Genomic DNA, 20,703 nt, shown 5'->3' with positions numbered 1-20,703 from the left:
ATTTAATGGAGAAATTACCTAATTGTCCGAAATGTAATTCGGAATACACTTATGAAGATAGAGGCTTATTGATTTGCCCGGAATGTGCTCATGAGTGGAAAGAGGGCGAGGCCTCTGAGGATGTAAAAGTTTTTAAAGATTCTAATGGCAATATTTTAAATGATGGTGATTCAGTTACTGTTATCAAGGATTTAAAAGTAAAAGGAAGTTCTAACCCGATAAAAATGGGAACTAAAGTTAAAAACATCAGATTAGTAGATGGCGATCATGATATTGATTGCAATATTGATGGATTTGGTGCAATGAAACTTAAATCGGAGTTTGTTAAAAAAATATAATGAGTAACAGAGAGTGAATACTTATTTTGCTCTCTGTTTATTTATTGATAATAAGGTTGACATGATATGCTAAAAAGGTTTATTATCAGTTAATAGTAGATGTTATAAATGACTGAAAGGTGGACGTTATGGATCAAATAATTCAGCTATTAGAAAGTTGGGGCTTAATCGGTCTAATAGTTGCTAGTTTTGCAGAATCTATTTTTTCGCCGATATTACCGGATTTTCTGTTAATACCAATGGCGCTAGCTAATCCGAAGAATGCAATATTTTATGGACTAGTAGCAACTGTCACTTCCGTAGTCGGTGGTATTTTAGGCTATTGGTTAGGGATTAAATATGGCTTGCCGTTAGTTAAAAAGATGGTACCGCAAAAATACTTAAAAATTATTGATGACTTTACGCAACATAATGCAGGGTGGGCGGTATTTTTAGCAGCAATGTCACCAATTCCTTATAAATTTGTTAGCATTACTTCCGGGGCATTAAGAATTCCCTTAGGGATATTTTTATTCGCATCATTTTGTGGCAGAGCTAAAAGATTCTTATTAGAAGGTATTTTAATATATTATTTTGGTGAAGCGGCAAAAGGGATGATCAAGAGTATGATGGATAATCTTTTGATTGGCTCGGGAATCTTAGTAGTGTTAATTGTTATTGGTTATTGGTTTTATCATCAAAAAAAAAGCAAAGAAAAATTATGCGCAAAAGAAATTGAACAGGCTGAATAAGCCTGTTTTTCTTTTTTCCAAAAAGAGTTATAATATTAGTGTAAGCTGAATTTAGGAGGGATTGTTATGTCAGAAGAAAAATATACGCAAAAAGCGAGAGAAGCACTACAAAATGCACAGCAAATTACAGCTTTAAATTATCAACAAGAGATAAATACAGCGCATTTATTATTAGCGTTAGCCAAAGAACCGGAAGGTATTTTGGAGATTATTTTTCAAGATTTAAACACTGACCTTAATTTGCTAAAAATAAAATTGGAACAAATAATTAAAAGACAACCGGCAGTGACGGGATATGATAGCCAATTTAGGATGAGTACAGCATTATATCGAGTACTGGCTCTGGCAGAAAATATAGCTAAAGAAATGAATGATCAATATATCAGTACTGAGCATTTATTAATGGCGATTGTGGAAGATGGCGATGTTGAGGTATTGAAATTATGTCAAGAATTTAATTTCAGTAAAAATAAAATCAGACAAATTATTAATGAGAAGCGCAAAGGAAATGTGAAAACCGCTAATCCGGAAGAAGATTTAGTGGCCTTAGAAAAATATGGACGAGACTTAACGCAGCAAGCTCAAAAGGGAAAGCTGGATCCGGTAATTGGACGTGATGAGGAAATCAGACGAACTATTGAGATTCTAAGTCGTCGGACTAAAAACAATCCGGTGTTGATTGGTGAACCTGGAGTTGGAAAAACTGCAATCGTAGAGGGGATTGCTCGTCGTATTGTTGCCGGCGATGTACCGGAATCACTGAAAAATAAAACGTTATATTCCTTAGATTTAGGTTCAATGATTGCCGGTGCTAAATATCGCGGTGAGTTTGAAGAACGCTTAAAGAATGTATTAAATGAGATTGCAAAATCAGAAGGGCAGATACTACTATTTATTGATGAACTTCACACAGTAGTAGGGGCCGGAGCGGCAGAGGGAGCGATGGATGCCGGTAATATTTTAAAGCCTATGCTAGCTCGTGGTGAGTTAAGATGTATTGGGGCGACAACCCTTAATGAATATCGAAAACATATTGAAAAAGACACCGCTTTAGAGCGTAGATTTCAACCGGTATTGGTGAAGCAACCGACGGTAGAAGACACTATTTCTATTTTACGGGGCTTAAAAGAACGTTATGAAATTCACCATGGCGTTAGAATTAGAGATTCAGCATTAGTATCAGCGGCGGTGCTGTCAGATCGCTATATTGCGGATCGGTTTTTACCTGATAAGGCGATTGACTTAGTGGATGAAGCAGCAGCTAAGCTTAGAACTGAAATAGAATCAATGCCGAGCAGTTTAGATGAAGTATCGCGTAAAATTATGCAATTAGAAATAGAAGAACAAGCTTTGAAAAAAGAAACTGATAAATTATCACAAGAAAAATTAGTGAATATAGTTCAACAACTAACCAAGTTAAGAGAGCAATATAAAGTTTTACAGGATAAGTGGGAAAGTGAAAAACAAGGAGTTTTAAGACTTAGAGGGCTGAAAAAAGAAATTGATGCAGTGAAAAGTGAAATGGAAGTTGCCGAACGTAACTATGATTTATCGAAGTTAGCCGAATTGAAATATGGCAAATTATTGGAGCTAGAGAAACAATTGGCGCATGAAGAAGAAGTAATTGCTAGTAAAGAGTCGCAAATGCTAAAGGAAGAAGTCGGAGAAGAAGATATTGCAAAAGTAGTTAGTCGTTGGACTGGTATTCCGGTTAGCAAAATGATGGAAGGTGAACGGGAAAAACTATTAAAATTAGCAGAAATTTTACATAACAGAGTAGTCGGACAAGATAAAGCCGTAAAGGTTGTTAGTGAGGCTATTATTAGAGCTAGAGCCGGCATTAAGGATCCGAATAAACCAATTGGTTCATTTATCTTTTTAGGACCGACCGGTGTTGGAAAAACTGAATTAGCGAAAGCCTTGGCAGAAATATTATTTGACGATGAGCGTAATATTGTTCGACTAGATATGAGTGAGTATATGGAAAAACATTCAGTAGCTAGATTAATTGGCGCTCCCCCTGGCTATGTAGGTTATGACGAAGGTGGGCAATTAACCGAAGCGGTTAGGCGCAGACCATATAGTGTAGTTTTGCTGGATGAAATTGAAAAAGCACATCATGATATTTTTAATATTTTGCTCCAAATCTTAGATGACGGACACTTAACAGACAGTAAAGGTCATAAAGTTAACTTTAAAAATTGTATTATTATTATGACTTCTAATTTAGGCTCAAGTGAAATCTTGCAAAAGGATTTTGTAACAGCTGAAAAAGAAGTTTTACATATACTAAAAGCTTACTTTAGACCGGAATTTTTAAATCGTATTGATGATATTATTGTCTTTAATGCTTTGGAACCAGAACAAGTTAAAAATATCGCGAAATTGTTATTAGAGAAGTTTAATAAAAGATTACAACAACAAGTTAACTTAACGATAACTTGGTCGGAGGAAGTGCTAGATTTCTTAAGTGTACAGGGCTATGATGCCGCTTACGGAGCAAGACCTTTAAAACGTCTGATGACTAATCTTTTGGAAACGGAACTAAGTAAAAAAATAATTGCCGGTGAGGCACAGCCGGGTAGTATTATTGAATTTGCGGTTAAAAACGATAAAATCATCATAAAATAAACTATAAGACAGTGATAATTTAGTAGCTAAAACTACTGAAATATCACTGTCTTATTAACGTAAAATTAATATTTGATAACCAAATCATAACATTGCCTTAACAAAAATATTTCACCATTATGGTAAATTTTAAATATAACTAAACATAATGGAGGATTAAGTATGAGCAAGAAACTTACAGGGGTCATAACAGCAGCATTAATAGTAGGGGCAATGGGAACAACTTTTGCGGCGAGTAACCCTTTTAGTGATGTACCTAGTGGACATTGGTCTTATCAGGCAGTGACAAAGCTGGCGCAAGCAGGGGTTATTGAGGGCTATGGTGATGGAACTTTTAAAGGTGATAAAAGCATCACTAGATATGAAATGGCACAAATGGTAGCAAAAGCGATGGCTAAAACTAATCTTAACAGTGCTGATAAATCAACCATTGATCAACTGGCCATAGAATATAAGACAGAACTAAATAATCTGGGGGTTAGAGTAGCAGACCTCGAAAGCAAAGTGGATAATGTAAAATGGGGCGGTAAAGCTAGGCTGAGATTAGATCAAGAAGATCATAACTATCATAGCGTTAGCAAGACTGATACAAGCGTCAGTACCAGTTATTCTTACTTAGATTTATGGGCTACTGCTAAAATTAATGATAATTGGGTGGCAAAAGCTGAATTTGAAAGTGAGTTTAAATTAAAAGAAGATAGTGGAGACACTAAGCAAGGTAATACAAGTAAGGTCTATGTGGAAGGCCCGTTGGGGCAGGTTAAAACTAAAGTCGGTAAATTTGGTGCACTATCAAAAGGTGGTTTTATTATTGATCGTGAGGTCTCAGGGGCACAATTTAAATTCGGTAAAGTTCTAGAAACAACACTTACTACCGGCAGAATGTATAATTTAGATAGATGGGGTAGTGGGTTTAGCGATAAAACATTTGATTATAATGGAATTGAAGCCAAATATAAGTATGATAAAAATACAACGGCTAATATTGGTTATCACAATTTAAAAGGAGAAAAGTTCCAATCAATATTTAATAATAATGCTGATAATTTAAGTATTTTTGAGGTTGGAGTATTAAGTAAGTTGAATAATGATTGGACGTTAGATTTAAATTACTTTAAAGCCAATCAAGATAAAATCAGCGGTATAGCAGTTAAAGATACTGGTTACTTTACTCAATTGACATATAAAGGCGCTGATATAAAGAAAGAAGGTAGTTATGATATCTTCATAAATTATCGTCAAATGCCAAAAGTAACGCAAATCAGAAATACCTTTGGGGGTTATGCTACTGATACTAAAGGCTGGGGCATTGGTTTTGATTATATTCCATCAAAAAATATTAAATGGCAGACTTTTTACTTTGATGGTAAAGATTTAGATACTAATGCTACTAGTGGTCAAAAAACTAAATTTTTAAGAACTCAAGTGGAAATGTTTTTCTAATAAATAATAATAAAAGTAAGTAGCGTTGTAAGATTTTTATAAAGTGTAAGTTGAGTTTAACTTAATATAAAACCTACAATGTTTAATGAAAACTAATAAAAGGTGGAGTTTTAGGGATGAATTGTCCTTAAAATTCCACCTTTTATTGCTGTAAGAATAAAATAAAAGAATTTATTCTTACATTAAAATAAGAATTCATCTGATTTTTTTTAAGTCATACTGATGTGATAATAATGGTAATTACAAATTAAAATTGAAATTAGAGAAGAGGAGATTTTAGTGATGATTAGTAAAAAAATGATTTTAAAAAAATTGGTTTTAGCTGGGTTAACTGCAGCGGTAATTGGTACAGGTTTTAATTATGTAACCATGCCGGAAGCAGCAGCGAAAGTAAAAATGGATAGCTTTGATTTCCAGTCTCATCGTGGTGGACGCGATGCCAGACCGGAAAATACATTGTATTCTTATGCTTATGCGATGGAAATTGGTGCAACCACAATCGAATGTGATATGCAAATGACAAAAGATGGCGTTATTGTAATGAGTCATAATCCGATTTTAAACCCTGATATTACTAAAGATAGTAAGGGTAATTATGTTGAAGGCAAAAAATATGATATTAGATTAATGAACTATAGCGAATTGCAAGAATTTACAGTTGGTAGCATTAAGCCGGGAACAGAATATTATGAAGGTCATGGTAAAACGCAGCTAACTTATGCTGATGCTAAGATTCCGACTTTAGAAGAAGTATTTCAGTTAATAAAAGAATATGGTAATGATAAAGTTATCGTTAATGCAGAAACAAAATCTTATGTTGATCCTATTGATAAACAAGGTTTTGCCAATAATGTTGATCCGGTAAAATTTGTTACTGAGTTTAATAGATTGGTGAAAAAATATAATATGCAAGATCGCGTGACCTTACAATCGTTTGATTGGAGAACTATCACGTCAATCAAAAAAATCAACCCTGAAATAACAACGGTAGCATTATGGTGTCAACAACCTTCATGGGGACGTGATTCTGAATGTTTACAACCTTATGAAAAAGGAAAATCACCATGGTTAGGTGGACTAGATATTGATGATTACAAAGGAAATCCGGTGCAAGCTGCGAAGGCAATAGGAGCAGATGTTATTTCACCTTATTTCCCTGAACTTAGCAAAGAAATGATTGAAGAAGCACATTCTTTAGGAATGAAGGTTGTGCCATGGACTGTTAATACAGAAAGTGATATGGAAATGTTAATAGATATGGGTGTTGACGGTATTATTACCGATAAACCATGGATTTTACGTCCGGCACTTGAAAAACGTGGCATCAAGTTGCCAGAACCAACAGTTAATATTAACAGTAAATATCATACTGGTATTGCTTTTAATAATGTTAAAACAGAAAAATTAGCTGGTGGTATGGATGCTGCTTATTAATACTAAGGTATGGGAGGATTATTATGTTTAAGGCAATTGCAAACTTTTTCAAACGTGGTGAGGATAAAGCGTTAATCTCAGCTGATGAAAATGTTGTAAAAAAAGAATTTAAAAAACATCGTTGGTCGGTGTTTATGTCAATCACGTTAGGTTACGCTTTCTTTTATGTTTGTCGTTTGAATTTTTCCGTCGTAAAAAAACCATTATTGAATGATGGAATTTTAAATGCTCAACAATTAGGTGATATGGGGGCGTTGTTCTTTATCACTTATGCTGTTGGTAAATTTGTTAATAGTTTTATTGCGGATAGGGTTAACAATAAGAGATTTTTATCCATGGGCTTATTTTTATCAGCTATCTGTACTTTTGCCATGGGCTTTACAAAAGAATTTATTGTATTATTTGCCTTATGGGGGCTAAATGGTTGGTTCCAATCTTATGGAGCAGGTCCTTGTATTGTTTCTTTAAATCAGTGGTTTTCTGGTAAGGAACGTGGAACGTATTATGGTGTTTGGTTTACTAGTCATAATATCGGTGCAGCGATAACTTATATGGTAACTGCAGCGCTAGTTATGAAATATAGCTGGCAAATGGGCTTTATTGTTCCAGGGGCAATATGTTTAGTAGCATCGGGCTTTATGTACTACTTTATGCACGATCGTCCGCAAGCTTGTGGTTTGCCGACGCCGGAAGAATATGATGGTTTGAAAGTTCAACCGAAAGAAGATAAAAATGTTAATAAAGCACAATGGGGCGTTATTAAGAAACCGGTAGTATGGATTTTAGGATTATCAAGTGCTTGTTGTTATGTTACTCGTTATGCGATTGAAAGTTGGGGCGTTGTATTCTTAACTGAAGCCAAAGCTTACTCGACGATGGATGCAGCCCTTTTATTATCAGTAATGCAAGGTGCAGGTATCTTTGGAGCGTTATTATGTGGTCTTATTTCTGATAAATTTTTTAATCATAGACGTAATGTTCCAGCTTTAATTTTCGGAGTATTATTTGCCTTATCAACAGCGGCAATTGTTTGGACTGGTCCGGGCATGAGAACGCTTGATTATGGCGCGATGGCTGTTTATGGCTTTACAATGGGAGCACTAGTATGTTACCTTGGCGGCTTGATGGCAGTAGATCTTTGTCCGAAAAATGCTACAGGTGCAGCAATGGGTATGATTGGAATGTTTAGTTATATCGGTGCAGCTTTGCAAGAACGTGTTAGTGGTTATTTCATTAATGCGCATAAAATGGTTGTTGATGGTAAAACAGTATATGACTTTGCTGCAGCCAGTGATTTCTGGGTAGGTGCCGCAGTATTATCTTGCGTATTAGCATTACTAGTATGGAATGCTAAACCGGATGATGTCGGTTGTGTTGGCGAAGAATGTAATATTACAAAATAAAAACCCTATTAAATATAGTTAGATATAAAAAAAGATTAATTAGGCTGATAGCAACTAGGCCTAATTAATCTTTTTTTTATTTGCTTGTTTTTAAGATGCCGTTTTGTAGAGCGTAATCCACCAGTTCATTTTTTTTAGAGATATTAAGTTTAGTGAAGATTCTGGTTTTGTAGGTATCAATTGTTTTTAAACTCAAACAAAGCTGTTGCCCTATTTCAGAGAGTGAATAACCGTGAACCATTAATTTCATTACCTCTAATTCTCTGTTGGAAAAGAGGGCGTAAGGGTCGTTAGTTTCAGTGGTGTTAAGTAATGAATTTACCATTAATAAGGCGTTTTTGCTGTTTAAATAAATATTACCTTGAGCGACGGTATTAATGGCAGTTAGTAGTTCGGTATCTAACGCGCTTTTTTCAACATAGCCACTGGCACCGGCGGACATTGCTGATTTTATATATTGCTCTTCAGAGTGCATTGTAAAAACTAAAATTTTGAAATTAACATTACTATCTTTTAATTCTTTAATTATTTCCAAACCATGTTTATCGGGAATTGATAAATCAAGTAATAAAATATCGGTAGGTGTTTGTTGCAAAATGGTTTTCAATTCGCTGTAACTACTCGCTTCCCCGACAATAGAGATGTTTTGTTCACTTTCTAATAATAGCTTTAAACCGTTTCTTAAGACAATATGATCATCAACTAAGATTATTTTAATGTTTTTCATAATATTAGCACTCCATTTTCAAAGGTATTGATATTTTTATAATTGTTCCCTGACCGATTGTGGATTCGATTTCAAAAGAACCGTTTAATAATTCCACTCGCTCTTGCATACCGTATAAGCCTAAATGATTGGCATCGCGGGCATTGGCTAAGGTGGTTTTGGAAAAACCACAGCCATTATCACTAATGATCAATATGAGGTTTTCAATACCGATATCAACTGAAATATTAATACTAGTGGCGTGGGCATGCTTTAAGATGTTGGTAGTGGCTTCTTGTAAAATGCGATATAATGCCAGCGAAATATTATCAGACAGTAGATATTTTCGTTTTGGGTAGTCAAAACTGATTTCGATATTATGATGTTCTGCTAGCGAGGTTAAATGTTTTTCAATAGTAGTGAAGACTCCAAAGCGATCTAGCGCTGGCGGTCTTAGGTTAACGGCTAATTGGCGTAGTTCCTCTAGCACATTGACAATAACTTCGCGGACGGCGGTTACTAATTTTAATTGGCTATCATCAGTTAACTTAGCTGATAGTACACGAAGGTAGGCGAGAATTGATGTTATTGATTGACCGGCACCGTCGTGTAGTTCCCGAGAAATTGCTTTACGCTCATCTTCTTGGGCGGTAAAGAGCTTGTTAATTAGAACGTTTCTATTTACTTCTTTTAAGCGTAGGGCTTTTAAGAGTCTATTATTATCTTCTTTGTTTTCTTGCAATTTTTGCGCCATTTCATTAAAACTTTTAGCGAGTTTCCCTATTTCATCTTCTCCAACATAATTTGATTTAACGATATAATTATTATTCTTAATTTCCGAAGCAATTATTGCTAATTCTTTAATCGGCTTAATGAGATATGCTGTTAAAAAGCTGATAATAACAACAGCGATAATACAAATTAATATAGCTAAGGAGGTGAAATCGGACATAGTGTTAGATAACATATTATACATAATGTTATTGGACATACCGACTCTAACAATGCCGATATTGCCATTTTCAATTGGTGTGTTTATTTCGTAAATTGAACCTTCATTACTATTAAAATGAGTGATACTATAGTTTTTGACGGCACTATTATCAATATTTGGACTTAAGCCTAATGGAAAATCGTTATTAAAGGTATGTAAGATTATTTGACCGGCGTAATCGCAGATTATAATATAGCGAACATCTTCATTTTTTTCTTTGATTTTATTAATATTTTCTAAAATTTTATAATAATTGTCTTGAATAATATCATCAGCAGTTAAAGTGGCAATATAGCTACCAATTTCGGAGCCCCGTAACTCTACTTGTCTAATCATAATATCTCGAATTAGCCCTTGAAATAAAAAAGCCATAATTGATATTAAAACGATAATGGTTGTAATAACAAAAATATTTAACTTATTACCTAAACTTAAATGTTGCCACCAATTCATATATTATCACCAACTTGCTGGTAATTTTTTATTAAAGGCAGATAAGCTTCGGGGTTTGGCTCAATAAAGCGATCTATTAGCAGTCCGTTTAATGTTTCCATATTAGCACTATCTTCATGCATATTAAGCAAGCTTGTTTTTAAAGAAGTCTTAATTTCCGGTGGTAAACTTTTCCTAATAACCACCGGTCCGGTAGGATAAGGTCCAATACTACTAATAACTTTGATGTTTGCAGTAATCCAAGGGGTATATTTTTGGGAATGTTCTAAAATCATACTGTCAATACTGGCTGCATCCACTACTTTATTGGCAACAGCCCAAATTGACTTGTCATGACCGTAAGTATAGATGTAGCGACTAAAAAATGTTTCCGGTTTATTGTGGCTTTGATGTAATTCGTTTAAAATCGCAATATGTCCGGAGTAACTAAGGGGGTCGGTAAAGGCGAAAGTTTTACCTTGCAAATCAGCTAAAGTTGAAATGCTACTATCTTTGTGAACGATTACTTGGGAAAAATAAGTAGCTGTTTTTTTGTAAGCAACCATTGCCAATAATTCTATTTCATTTAAACCACGATAAGAGGAATAAGCACCAGTTGACATAAAGGCGATATCAGCCTCGCCGTTTGACATTAGGATATTTAATTCTTCATAAGTTTTGCGTTGGATTAAGAGGGTAGGACGATTGGTTTTTTCGGAGATGTATTTTGCAATGTTGCGATAATTGCTGATTGTTACATTAGGTGATAAGACAGTAGCAACGGCTATTTTTAAGGGTTTGGTATCGTTATTATTGGTGGTGTTTTTGGTAATAGGTGTTGTTTTAGAAAAATCAATAAAGGAAATTGGTGGATTGTTTTGACAACCGGTACAAAACAATAAAAATATGAAACTTAAAAATATTATTTTTTTCAAGTTATAACTCCTTTTATTTGCATGATTTATAGTTAAAAGATAATATCTTTTAAAGTATTAAAAAATATATTATTAATATTTTAACATTATAATGATAATAATTACATTATCTTGGCAAAAAAATCAATAAAAAAAGATTGACATTACATTTTTTAACGCTATAATAAATATTAATTAACAAATTAATAACAACTTACAAAACTGTGAGCAGGAAAAGTACATATGTATACTTTTAGACAGCGAGTCGGTGACTGGTTTACCAGAGGTGTGATGACCGATTAAAAGAATGTATGGAATGGTCCTGTGAGTGCTTACCGAAAGTGTTAACAAGTAGGCTAAGACGGTTGCCACCGTTATTGGGCTAGGGTATCGGATTATGTCCCGTACCTGAAGAGAGAAAAGGCATATGCTTTTTAAAGTAGGGTGGTAACACGAACATTTCGTCCCTTGGTGGGGTGAAGTGTTTTTTTATTTTAAAAAGGATTGTTCTTAAACTAGGGTGGTACAGCGAGTCATTTCGCCCCTTTCATTGGGGTGAAATGACTCTTTTTATTGCTTGATTATATTGAGGAGGAAAAAACAATGCTAAAAAAGTATCTTCATAAAATTATTGCAGGTGAAAATCTTAATAAAGCCGAGGCGGTCGAGGCGATGACAATTATTATGTCCGGTGAAGCGACAACGGCACAGATTGGTTCTTTTTTAACAGCTTTAAAATTAAAAGGCGAAGCTAACGAGGAAATTGTTGGGTTCGTTGAAGTAATGCGTAGTAATGCTAAAAAAGTTCAACATAATAAAGATATTATTATTGACACTTGTGGTACGGGTGGAGATACAAAAGGAACCTTCAACGTTTCGACTACGGTTGCATTTGTATTGGCCGCCGCGGGATTAGCAGTTGCCAAACATGGTAATCGTAGTGTTTCTAGTGCTTGTGGTAGTGCAGACGTGCTTAGTGCGCTTGGCGTTAATGTTAGTATGACACCGGAAAAGGTATCTGAAGCTATTGATAAAATCAACATTGGTTTTTTATTTGCTCCGGAATATAATCAGGCTATGAAACATGTGGCAGTGCCACGACGTGAATTAGGATTTAGAACTATTTTTAATTTATTAGGTCCACTGGCTAATCCGGCAGGGGTTAAATATCAGATGATTGGCATATATGATATTAGTTTAACAGAAAAAATAGGTAGAGTTTTAGCTGATTTAGGAGTAAACAGAGCAATGGTCTTTCATAGCTATGATGGACTTGATGAAATATCTTCTATTGCTCCAACGAAAATTACCGAAGTAATTGACGGTGAAATTAATACGTTCTTATTTGATCCAAAAGAATATGGTTTTGGTGAAGGTGAGGAAAAAGAGTATGTTGGTGGTGGCGCGACTGAAAATGCTACAATTTTAGAAAATATTCTTAAAGGTGAAACTGGTGCAAAACGTGATATCGTTATTATCAATGCTGGGGTGGCTTTTTATATCACAGGTTTTGCCAAAACTATACAAGATGGAATTAAGTTAGCAACAGAAACTATTGATAAAGGGTTAGCCTTTGAGAAATTAAATGAACTTAGAAATTTCTAAGAGGGGGATAAGCTTATTTTAGTAAAAATTTGTGGAGTTAAAAATTTAGAAATAGCACAAAGCGTAGTTAATAGTGGCGCTGATATGATTGGTTATATTTTTGCTAACAGTAAGCGCTATGTTGAACCGAAAATTGTCGCTGACATAAATAAAAATATTACAGGCATTGCCAAAGTAGGAGTGTTTGTTAATGAAAAAATAACAGTAGTTAATGAGATTGCAGAATTGTGCAAATTGGATTATGTTCAGCTACATGGTAGTGAGGATGTAGCGTATTGTAAAGCAATAAATTGTAAAATTATTAAAGCTTTTCGTTATAATGAAGAATTTTCGGTGGAACTTGTTAATAAATATCAAAAGGCAGAGTACATTTTAGTGGATAGTTATCAAGAAGGTGCTCATGGTGGAACCGGAAAAAGTTTTTATTGGCAAGAAGCTAAAAATACATTAGAACAAATAAAAAAGCCACTATTAATAGCGGGGGGGCTTAATATCAATAATGTTAGTAAATGTATTGAGGTGTTAAAGCCTGCTGGGGTTGATCTATCAGGCGGAGTTGAAACTGATGGACATAAAGATAGTGCGAAAATAAAAGATATATTAAGTTTAATTAAGGCGATAAAGGAGTAGTGCGATGTTAAATAGTATTGTTGAAAAGAAAAAAGCTGTTATTGCCAAAGATAAACAACAAGAAAGTTTAGAACAATTACAGCAACAACTAACAAAAGGTGATTTTTCGTTCAGTAAAGCCCTGAAAGAAAACGAGTGGTCCTTAATTGCCGAGTGTAAGTTGGCATCGCCATCTAAAGGCATATTATGTGATAACTATACAACAGCTGAACTGGCAAAAATTTATGCAGAAAATGGTGCTACTGTCTTATCGGTACATACTGATAATCATTTTAAAGGCGAGTTAAAAGATTTAAGGACTATTAGCAGTTTGGTTAGTATTCCGGTATTACGGAAAGAATTTATTATTGATGAATATCAAATTTATCAAGCGAGGGCTTATGGAGCGGCGGCTATTTTATTAATAGCAGCAATTCTTACAAAAGAACAATTACAGCATTTTTTAGATATAGCAAAATCATTAGGACTAGATTGTTTGGTAGAAGTACATGATGAAGCTGAATTGGAAATGGTATTACAAACAAATGCTGAAATTATTGGTATCAATAATCGCAACTTAAAAATATTTAAAACAGATATTAATAATACTGTGACCTTAATGAAAAAATGCCCGCCTGATAAGATTGTTATCAGTGAGAGTGGTCTTAATAATAGAAATGATATTGAAAAAGTTAAAGCTTGTGGGGTAAGAGGAGTTTTAATTGGTGAAGGTTTAGTTAAAGCTACTGATATCCCTAGTGCAGTGAAAGAATTTTTATTACAATAAATTATAATTGGAGGAAAAAATAATGCCTGATAAAAATGGACGTTTTGGAGATTTTGGTGGGAGATTTGTACCGGAAACTGTTATGCCGGTGTTGTTTGAATTAGAAGAAAGTTATGAAAAATTTAAAAATGACCCTGAATTTATCGCAGAAGTGAAAAAATATCTAAAAGAATACGCCGGTAGACCAACTAAACTATATTATGCGGAAAGATTAACAAAGCATTATGGTAAAGGTAAAATTTATTTAAAACGTGAAGATTTATTGCATACTGGTGCGCATAAAATAAATAATGCTTTGGCGCAAGCTATTTTAGCAATGAAAATGGGTAAAAAGCGTGTAGTAGCAGAAACAGGAGCGGGTCAGCATGGTGTTGCTTGTGCTACGGTAGCAGCCTTATTTGGCTTAGAGTGTCACGTGTTTATGGGAGAAGAAGATGTTAGACGTCAAGCGTTAAACGTCTTTAGAATGAGATTATTAGGAGCGAAAGTTATTCCTGTTACCAGTGGAACTGCGACATTAAAAGATGCTACCAGTGAAGCGATTAGATACTGGGCTGCGAACATTACTGACACTTACTATATTATTGGTTCAGTCGTAGGGCCACATCCTTATCCGATGATAGTGCGTGATTTCCAAAGAATTATAGGTGATGAATTAAAAGAGCAAGCTAAAGAAATTGGCACTGCTAAATTAAGTCATATTGTTGCTTGCCTAGGTGGTGGCAGTAATGCGATGGGGATATTTTACCCGTTTAAAGATGATGCTGATGTTATTAAAATCGGCATAGAAGCAGCTGGAAGAGGTAATTTACCGGGTGATAATGCGGAATCTTTAACAAAAGGCCGACCGGGAGTATTACATGGTGCTTATAGCTATTTATTACAAGATGATGATGGTCAAATTATAGAAGCTTACTCAATTTCAGCCGGGCTTGATTATCCAGGCGTTGGGCCGGAACATGCTTACTTTAAAGATAGTGGTAAGGTTCTTTATCATTCCATCAATGACCAAGAAGCTTTAGCGGCATTTCAGCTGCTAGCTAAATTAGAAGGTATTATTCCGGCAGTAGAAAGTTCACATGCTTTGGCATACTTGGAAAAATTAATGCCACAGACCAATGAAGATCAAGCTGTTGTTGTTTGCTTATCAGGTCGTGGCGATAAAGACGTGCAAATGGTATCAGAAACATTAAAGGAGAATTTATAATGAATAGATTACAAAGTAAATTAACAGAGCTTAAAAATACCAATAAAAAAGGTTTATTTATTTATCTGACGGCCGGTGTTAATGACTTTGCGATGACGCTAGAGGCTATTAAAATTGCGGAAAAAGAAGGCGTTGATGTTATTGAAATAGGCATTCCTTTCTCCGATCCGATTGCTGATGGGCCGGTTATTCAGCAAGCAGCACAAATTGCAATCAAAAACGGTGCTAGTATCACTAATGTGTTGGAGTTTGTTAAAAAAGTTAGAACTGTAACTCAAATACCATTAGTTTGTATGGGGTATATTAATAATGTCCTTACTTATGGAGTGGAGAAATTTGTACTAGCTGCGAAAAGTGCAGGCTTAGATGGTGCTATTATTCCTGATTTACCATATGAAGAAGCTAGCAATATGTTGGCGATTTGTAAAAAAAATGATTTTTCTTTAATTAATTTTGTGACACCTAATACTACGGCGCAGCGAATAAATGAAACGTGTAAAAATGCGGATGGCTTTATATATTGCGTATCTGTAAATGGTGTGACCGGAGTTAGGGAAATTGATTATACGCCGATTAATGAAGTTGTAAAAATTGTTAAACAACAAACACAAACTCCGGTAGCAATTGGGTTTGGGATTGGAACACCGGCAGCGGCTAAAGCAGCCAGCAGTGTAGCTGATAATATTATTGTTGGTAGTGCCGTAATGCAAAAACTGATGGCTGAAGGGTTAACTGCTTATGGTGAATTGATAAAAACTATTCGTCAAGCTTTGGATGAGGGGAGCCAAGTTTAATGAAAATACAAACTAGCCTGCAAGAATTTTGCCAATATGCAACAGAAGCTAATATTATTGCTGTGGTAGCGGAGTTTTCCAGTGATATGGATACTCCGGTCTCGCTTTATTATAAATTAGTCGGTGATGATTTAGGCTTTATCTTAGAGAGTGCCGATAAAAATAAATATTTTGGAAGATATTCTTTTTTAGGAACTAAACCTTTGGCTAGTGCAACAGCTTTTAAAAGCTATGTAGAAGTAACCGAACAGAATAATAGTTTTAAAATTGTTGGAAATCCTGTTAATGCGATGAAAGAATATATCAGCAAGTTTAAAACAGTTAATATGCCGGAATTACCGCCATTGATGAGTGGTGGAGTTATTGGTTACTTTGCTTATGATTCTATTGGTACATGGGAAAGAGTAAGAGGTTTTGATATTCCGGAAGATTTAGTATTAGGACAGTTTTTACTGTGCAAAATCTTGGTAGTGGTAGACCATTTAAAGCATACTTCTAAATTGGTTTGTTTGGCGCAAATACAAGATGGTGTTGATGTAACGGCTACCTATAATGAAGCCGTGGCAGAAATAAATAATGTTTATGAACTTTTAAAACAAGATTTTGTAAAAAGTAAAAATGCTAAACAGGCTAATAATGAAGATTTATTTATAAATGAAATTACCCAATCCAAAGATGAGTATCTTAAAAATGTGGAAATTGCCAAAGAACATATTGCTGCCGGTGATATTTTCCAAGTGGTATTGGCGAAACAATTTAGATGCAAAATAAGTAAAGAACCATTTGCTTTTTATCGTCGGTTGCGTCAAGTTAATCCATCGCCATATATGTTTTATATTAACTTTGGCAAACGTAAACTAGTGGGGGCATCACCGGAAATGTTAGTTAAAATTGCTGATGATACAGTTTACACTTATCCGATTGCCGGAACTAGACCAAGAGGTGCTAATGATGCTGAAGATGCTGATTTAACTAAAGACTTATTAAATGATCCAAAAGAGTGTGCAGAACATGCAATGTTGGTAGATTTAGGGCGTAATGATGTCGGTAAAATCAGTGTGCCGGGTAGTGTTAGAGTTACTAAACTGATGGATATAGAGTTATTTTCACATGTTATTCATATGGTTTCAGAAGTTGCTGGTAAAATTAATCCCACTTATCAGCCCTTAGATGTTTTGGCATCGTGCTTTCCGGCGGGAACTTTAAGTGGAGCACCGAAAGTCAGAGCGATGGAAATAATAAATAATTTAGAAGGTGTTCATCGCGGTCCGTATGGCGGAGCCGTAGGTTATTTTGATTTTTGCGGTAATATGGATATGTGTATTACGATTAGAACGATAACGATTGATGAAGATGTAGCCATTGTTCAAACCGGTGCCGGCATTGTGGCAGATTCGGTGCCGGAGAATGAATATAATGAAGTGTTACAAAAAGCGAAAGTGATGTTCCAAGTTATAAAGGAGGTAGAAGCGGATGATTTTACTAATTGATAATTATGATTCTTTTACCTACAATGTCTTTCAGCTTATTGCCAATTTAGGTAAAGAAGTTAAAGTAGTACGCAATGATTGCATTACAATTGAAGAAATTGATCAAGGCAATTATGGGGCGATTATAATTTCGCCGGGGCCGGGAACACCGGATGAATCGGGTATTTGCAAAGAGGTCGTAAAAAGATATGCCGGTCAAATACCGATTTTTGGTATTTGTTTAGGACATCAGACGATCGGGGAGGTTTTTGGTGGTAAGGTTATTAGAGCACCTTATCCGATCCATGGCAAAAAAGAACTTGTGACACATTATCATAGCGCTAGTTATAAGAATGTAAAGACGCAATTTGTCGCCGGTCGTTATCATTCTTTGATTGTCGAAGAGGAAAGTTTACCAGATTGTTTGGAAATAACAGCTAGATCGAGTGATAATTTAATTATGGGACTTAGGCATAAAGACTATAAAATTGAAGGGGTACAATTTCATCCCGAATCTATTTTAACGCCGGAAGGTGCAGAAATATTAAAAGAATTTTTAAAAGATATTAATTAAAAGTAACAGGTAGCGAAAAATATTTTTTGCTACCTGTTTTTAAATAAATATGCTTTTACATTACAATATTCTTTGTGCTAAAATAAAAAGGTTATGAATAGAAGTATTTTGGAGGAAGTCAATGTCGGAAGAATTAAAAAATGCGATAGAAAAAAGACGAACTTTTGCAATTATATCTCATCCGGATGCCGGTAAAACTACCTTAACGGAGAAATTGCTGTTATATGGTGGAGCGATTCATTTAGCAGGATCGGTAAAATCCAGAAAAACACAAAAGCATGCAGTATCAGACTGGATGGAAATTGAAAAACAAAGAGGTATCTCGGTAACATCGAGTGTACTGCAATTTGATTATGATGGTTTTAGAATAAATATATTGGATACACCTGGACATCAGGACTTTAGTGAAGATACTTATCGCACCTTAATGGCTGTTGATAGTGCGGTAATGATTATTGACGTTGCTAAAGGGGTTGAAGCGCAGACTAAGAAATTGTTCAAAGTTTGTAAACAACGTGGTATTCCTATTTTTACGTTTGTTAATAAATTAGATCGTTATGGTAAAAATCCAATTGATTTAATGGAAGAAATCGAAAAAGTATTAGAAATAGACGCTTATCCAATGAACTGGCCAATTGGTGTTGATGGTAACTATCAAGGCGTGTACAATCGCAATAAAGGACAAATTGAGCTATTTAATGAAGATGGTTCACATGGACAAAATATTTTGTCATCAGTAGTGGGCAGTGTTGATGACCCGGCTTTTGCTGAGATGTTAGGACAAGAAGTTCATCAGGCTTTATGTGAAGATATTGAACTCTTAGATATGGCTGGAGAAAGTTTTGATTTGGAAAAGGTCGCTAAGGGTGAATTAACGCCAATGTTTTTTGGTAGTGCGATGACCAATTTTGGAGTGCAAAACTTCTTGGAAGAATATTTGAGATTGGCGCCGCCACCGGCACCGCGTAAGGCTTCGACCGGGATTATAAATCCTGCTGATGAAAACTTTTCAGCGTTTGTGTTTAAAATTCAAGCCAATATGAATCCGGCACATCGTGATCGTCTAGCGTTTATTAGAATTTGTTCTGGTAAATTTACTAGAGGAATGATGGTAAATCATAATAAATCGGATAAGCCTATTAAATTGGCACAACCGCAACAATTTTTAGCGCAAGATCGAACAATTATTGATGAAGCGTTTCCAGGTGATATTGTAGGGTTATTTGATCCGGGGATTTTTGGTATTGGTGATACTTTATGTGCAACTGGGCAAAAATTTGATTTTGCTGATTTTCCGGTATTTCCACCGGAACAGTTTGCCAGAGTGCAAGCCAAAGACACGATGAAACGAAAACAATTTGTTAAAGGTATTACTGAGCTTACGCAAGAAGGGGCAGTGCAATTATTTCAACAAGCTGGAGCTGGAACGGAGGCTTATATTGTCGGAACCGTTGGTAGCTTGCAGTTTGAAGTGTTGGAATACCGTTTGAAAAATGAATATGGTGTTGATATTTTAATGCAAATGCAACCATATGAAGTAGCAAGGTGGTTGGTTGGTGATAACATAACGCCGGAAACTTTAAAAGGTGCTGAACGTGGAATGTTTGTGTATGATGTTAAAGAGCGTCCGGTCTTATTAGTAACAAATGAGTGGGCGTTAGGTTGGATTGCTGATAATAACCCTGATATTAAAATGTTAGTAGTACCGGAAGGTCTAAGCGAGAAATAAAAAAAGTCAGCTCATGAGCTGACTTTTTTTATAAATATAAAGAACGAAAGGTACTTATTAATTCTTCAACATGATTTGAAACCTGTGGAATGGAATAACCAATATATAGTGGTGAAGTAGGAAAACGAGGCATAATCTTAACATGAATAAGGTCATTAATAAGATAAAAAAACATATTATAACTATCGCAGCGTTTACCAAAATTATTTAAGATAAAATCACTAACATTTTGAGCATAATCGGCAATTTTTTCAATTTTATTATTATCATCGGTAATGATGTTAAATTCGGAAAATCCTACGCGGGGTTTAGTTGAAATGTTTAATTCAACACCATTATTTTTATCAATGAGAACTCCGGTAAAGTGCTCTTCAAAAATTAAGGTATGATAATCAATTTCTTCTAAGCCGATTATTTGCATATGCGGATGACGAATCGTTCCTCCTGATAACTTACCGTGGTTCTTAAAAAAAATAACCGACTTGAATTTATTGGATTCTATTAATTGAAACCAGTTTTTAATGCCAAACCGAAATAATTTATATAAATGTTCTTTGGGATACATTGACAATTCGGAGTGGCATTCTGTCGTTTCAATCAATACGGTTTGGAATGTATTTTTCAAAACAGGATATTTATTTTTTATTAGCAATAAATCACCATCTGCGTCAATAATATTAGTTAATTTATCACGATCGCAAAATGGACACTTAGCAGAAGCATTAATAATACTTTCAGGTTTCTGTCTGCCGACATGAACATTAAATTCAATATGGGTAGCAGTCATAAAATCACCCTCTAAAATAAATAGTACTGGAAGTAAAGCTTTTTAAATGTTATAATTTTCTAGCTTATTAAAATAATTATACACTATAATAACGATATGTTCAAAAGATTCCTCAA

The 20,703-nt window shown here is 34.9% G+C and carries 18 protein-coding genes and 1 other annotated feature; of the genes, 14 read left to right on the top strand and 4 right to left on the bottom strand.

The window, feature by feature from the left end:
• Positions 1-5 precede the first annotated feature (5 nt).
• From KBI38_00745 to KBI38_00720, 6 genes are all read left to right on the top strand, one after another.
• Positions 6-338 carry an alkylphosphonate utilization protein gene (locus tag KBI38_00745; GenBank protein MBP8628595.1) on the top strand — a complete coding sequence of 111 codons (333 nt, stop codon included), beginning with the start codon at positions 6-8 and terminating at the stop codon, positions 336-338.
• Positions 339-466: 128 nt separating this feature from the next.
• Positions 467-1,069, top strand: a complete 603-nt coding sequence (locus tag KBI38_00740) for a DedA family protein (protein ID MBP8628594.1) — start codon at positions 467-469, stop codon at positions 1,067-1,069.
• Between the two features lie 66 nt (positions 1,070-1,135).
• On the top strand, positions 1,136-3,700 hold the full coding sequence (gene clpB, locus KBI38_00735; GenBank protein MBP8628593.1) for an ATP-dependent chaperone ClpB: 2,565 nt from the start codon (positions 1,136-1,138) through the stop codon (positions 3,698-3,700).
• A 162-nt stretch (positions 3,701-3,862) separates the two neighbouring features.
• The gene (locus tag KBI38_00730) at positions 3,863-5,143 is read left to right on the top strand and encodes an S-layer homology domain-containing protein (protein ID MBP8628592.1); all 1,281 of its coding nucleotides are present in this window, start codon (positions 3,863-3,865) and stop codon (positions 5,141-5,143) included.
• A gap of 282 nt (positions 5,144-5,425) precedes the next feature.
• Positions 5,426-6,577: a glycerophosphodiester phosphodiesterase gene (locus KBI38_00725; protein ID MBP8628591.1), complete on the top strand. Its 1,152-nt coding sequence runs from the start codon at positions 5,426-5,428 to the stop codon at positions 6,575-6,577.
• Positions 6,578-6,600: 23 nt separating this feature from the next.
• Positions 6,601-7,980 carry an MFS transporter gene (locus KBI38_00720; protein MBP8628590.1) on the top strand — a complete coding sequence of 460 codons (1,380 nt, stop codon included), beginning with the start codon at positions 6,601-6,603 and terminating at the stop codon, positions 7,978-7,980.
• Positions 7,981-8,056: 76 nt separating this feature from the next.
• On the opposite strand, the gene KBI38_00715 is transcribed toward KBI38_00720, so the two are convergent.
• The 3 genes from KBI38_00715 to phnD are packed head-to-tail and all read right to left on the bottom strand — an operon-like array spanning position 8,057 to position 11,047.
• Positions 8,057-8,710, bottom strand: a complete 654-nt coding sequence (locus tag KBI38_00715) for a response regulator transcription factor (protein ID MBP8628589.1) — start codon at positions 8,708-8,710, stop codon at positions 8,057-8,059.
• Between the two features lies 1 nt (position 8,711).
• Positions 8,712-10,133 (bottom strand): HAMP domain-containing protein, encoded by a 1,422-nt coding sequence (locus KBI38_00710; GenBank protein MBP8628588.1) that lies wholly within the window; start codon positions 10,131-10,133, stop codon positions 8,712-8,714.
• Entirely contained in the window at positions 10,130-11,047 is a 918-nt protein-coding gene (gene phnD, locus KBI38_00705; GenBank protein ID MBP8628587.1) for a phosphate/phosphite/phosphonate ABC transporter substrate-binding protein, read from the bottom strand. The genes KBI38_00710 and phnD overlap by 4 nt, the downstream gene beginning before the upstream one ends.
• A 194-nt stretch (positions 11,048-11,241) precedes the next feature.
• Positions 11,242-11,498, top strand: a binding site (T-box leader).
• 131 nt (positions 11,499-11,629) lie between these two features.
• Between phnD and trpD the strand changes: the two genes are divergently transcribed.
• The 8 genes from trpD to KBI38_00665 all read left to right on the top strand — a co-directional run bounded on the left by trpD (position 11,630) and on the right by KBI38_00665 (position 19,800).
• Positions 11,630-12,631, top strand: coding sequence for an anthranilate phosphoribosyltransferase (gene trpD / locus KBI38_00700; GenBank protein ID MBP8628586.1), 1,002 nt, complete (start codon positions 11,630-11,632; stop codon positions 12,629-12,631).
• Between the two features lie 15 nt (positions 12,632-12,646).
• Complete coding sequence (locus KBI38_00695; GenBank protein ID MBP8628585.1) at positions 12,647-13,261, top strand: phosphoribosylanthranilate isomerase; 615 nt, start codon at positions 12,647-12,649, stop codon at positions 13,259-13,261.
• Positions 13,262-13,265: 4 nt separating this feature from the next.
• The gene (gene trpC / locus KBI38_00690; protein ID MBP8628584.1) at positions 13,266-14,027 is read left to right on the top strand and encodes an indole-3-glycerol phosphate synthase TrpC; all 762 of its coding nucleotides are present in this window, start codon (positions 13,266-13,268) and stop codon (positions 14,025-14,027) included.
• A gap of 22 nt (positions 14,028-14,049) precedes the next feature.
• Positions 14,050-15,234, top strand: a complete 1,185-nt coding sequence (trpB, locus tag KBI38_00685; GenBank protein MBP8628583.1) for a tryptophan synthase subunit beta — start codon at positions 14,050-14,052, stop codon at positions 15,232-15,234.
• A complete protein-coding gene (gene trpA, locus KBI38_00680) occupies positions 15,234-16,028 on the top strand; it encodes a tryptophan synthase subunit alpha (GenBank protein ID MBP8628582.1) in 795 nt (264 codons plus the stop codon). The genes trpB and trpA overlap by 1 nt, the downstream gene beginning before the upstream one ends.
• Positions 16,028-17,518 (top strand): anthranilate synthase component I, encoded by a 1,491-nt coding sequence (gene trpE, locus KBI38_00675; protein MBP8628581.1) that lies wholly within the window; start codon positions 16,028-16,030, stop codon positions 17,516-17,518. The genes trpA and trpE overlap by 1 nt, the downstream gene beginning before the upstream one ends.
• The gene (locus tag KBI38_00670) at positions 17,502-18,071 is read left to right on the top strand and encodes an aminodeoxychorismate/anthranilate synthase component II (protein MBP8628580.1); all 570 of its coding nucleotides are present in this window, start codon (positions 17,502-17,504) and stop codon (positions 18,069-18,071) included. Before trpE ends, KBI38_00670 begins: the two co-directional genes overlap by 17 nt.
• A gap of 121 nt (positions 18,072-18,192) precedes the next feature.
• Positions 18,193-19,800, top strand: coding sequence for a peptide chain release factor 3 (locus tag KBI38_00665; GenBank protein MBP8628579.1), 1,608 nt, complete (start codon positions 18,193-18,195; stop codon positions 19,798-19,800).
• A 28-nt stretch (positions 19,801-19,828) separates the two neighbouring features.
• Here KBI38_00665 and KBI38_00660 read toward each other — a convergent pair whose 3' ends face one another.
• Positions 19,829-20,587 (bottom strand): DUF4931 domain-containing protein, encoded by a 759-nt coding sequence (locus KBI38_00660; GenBank protein MBP8628578.1) that lies wholly within the window; start codon positions 20,585-20,587, stop codon positions 19,829-19,831.
• Between the last annotated feature and the right edge of the window lie 116 nt (positions 20,588-20,703).

Source organism: Negativicutes bacterium (assembly GCA_018052945.1).
Classification (GTDB): domain Bacteria; phylum Bacillota; class Negativicutes; order JAGPMH01; family JAGPMH01; genus JAGPMH01.
The sequence above is the reverse complement of the archived record's forward strand: the minus strand, read 5'-3'. Positions and strand labels throughout refer to the sequence as shown.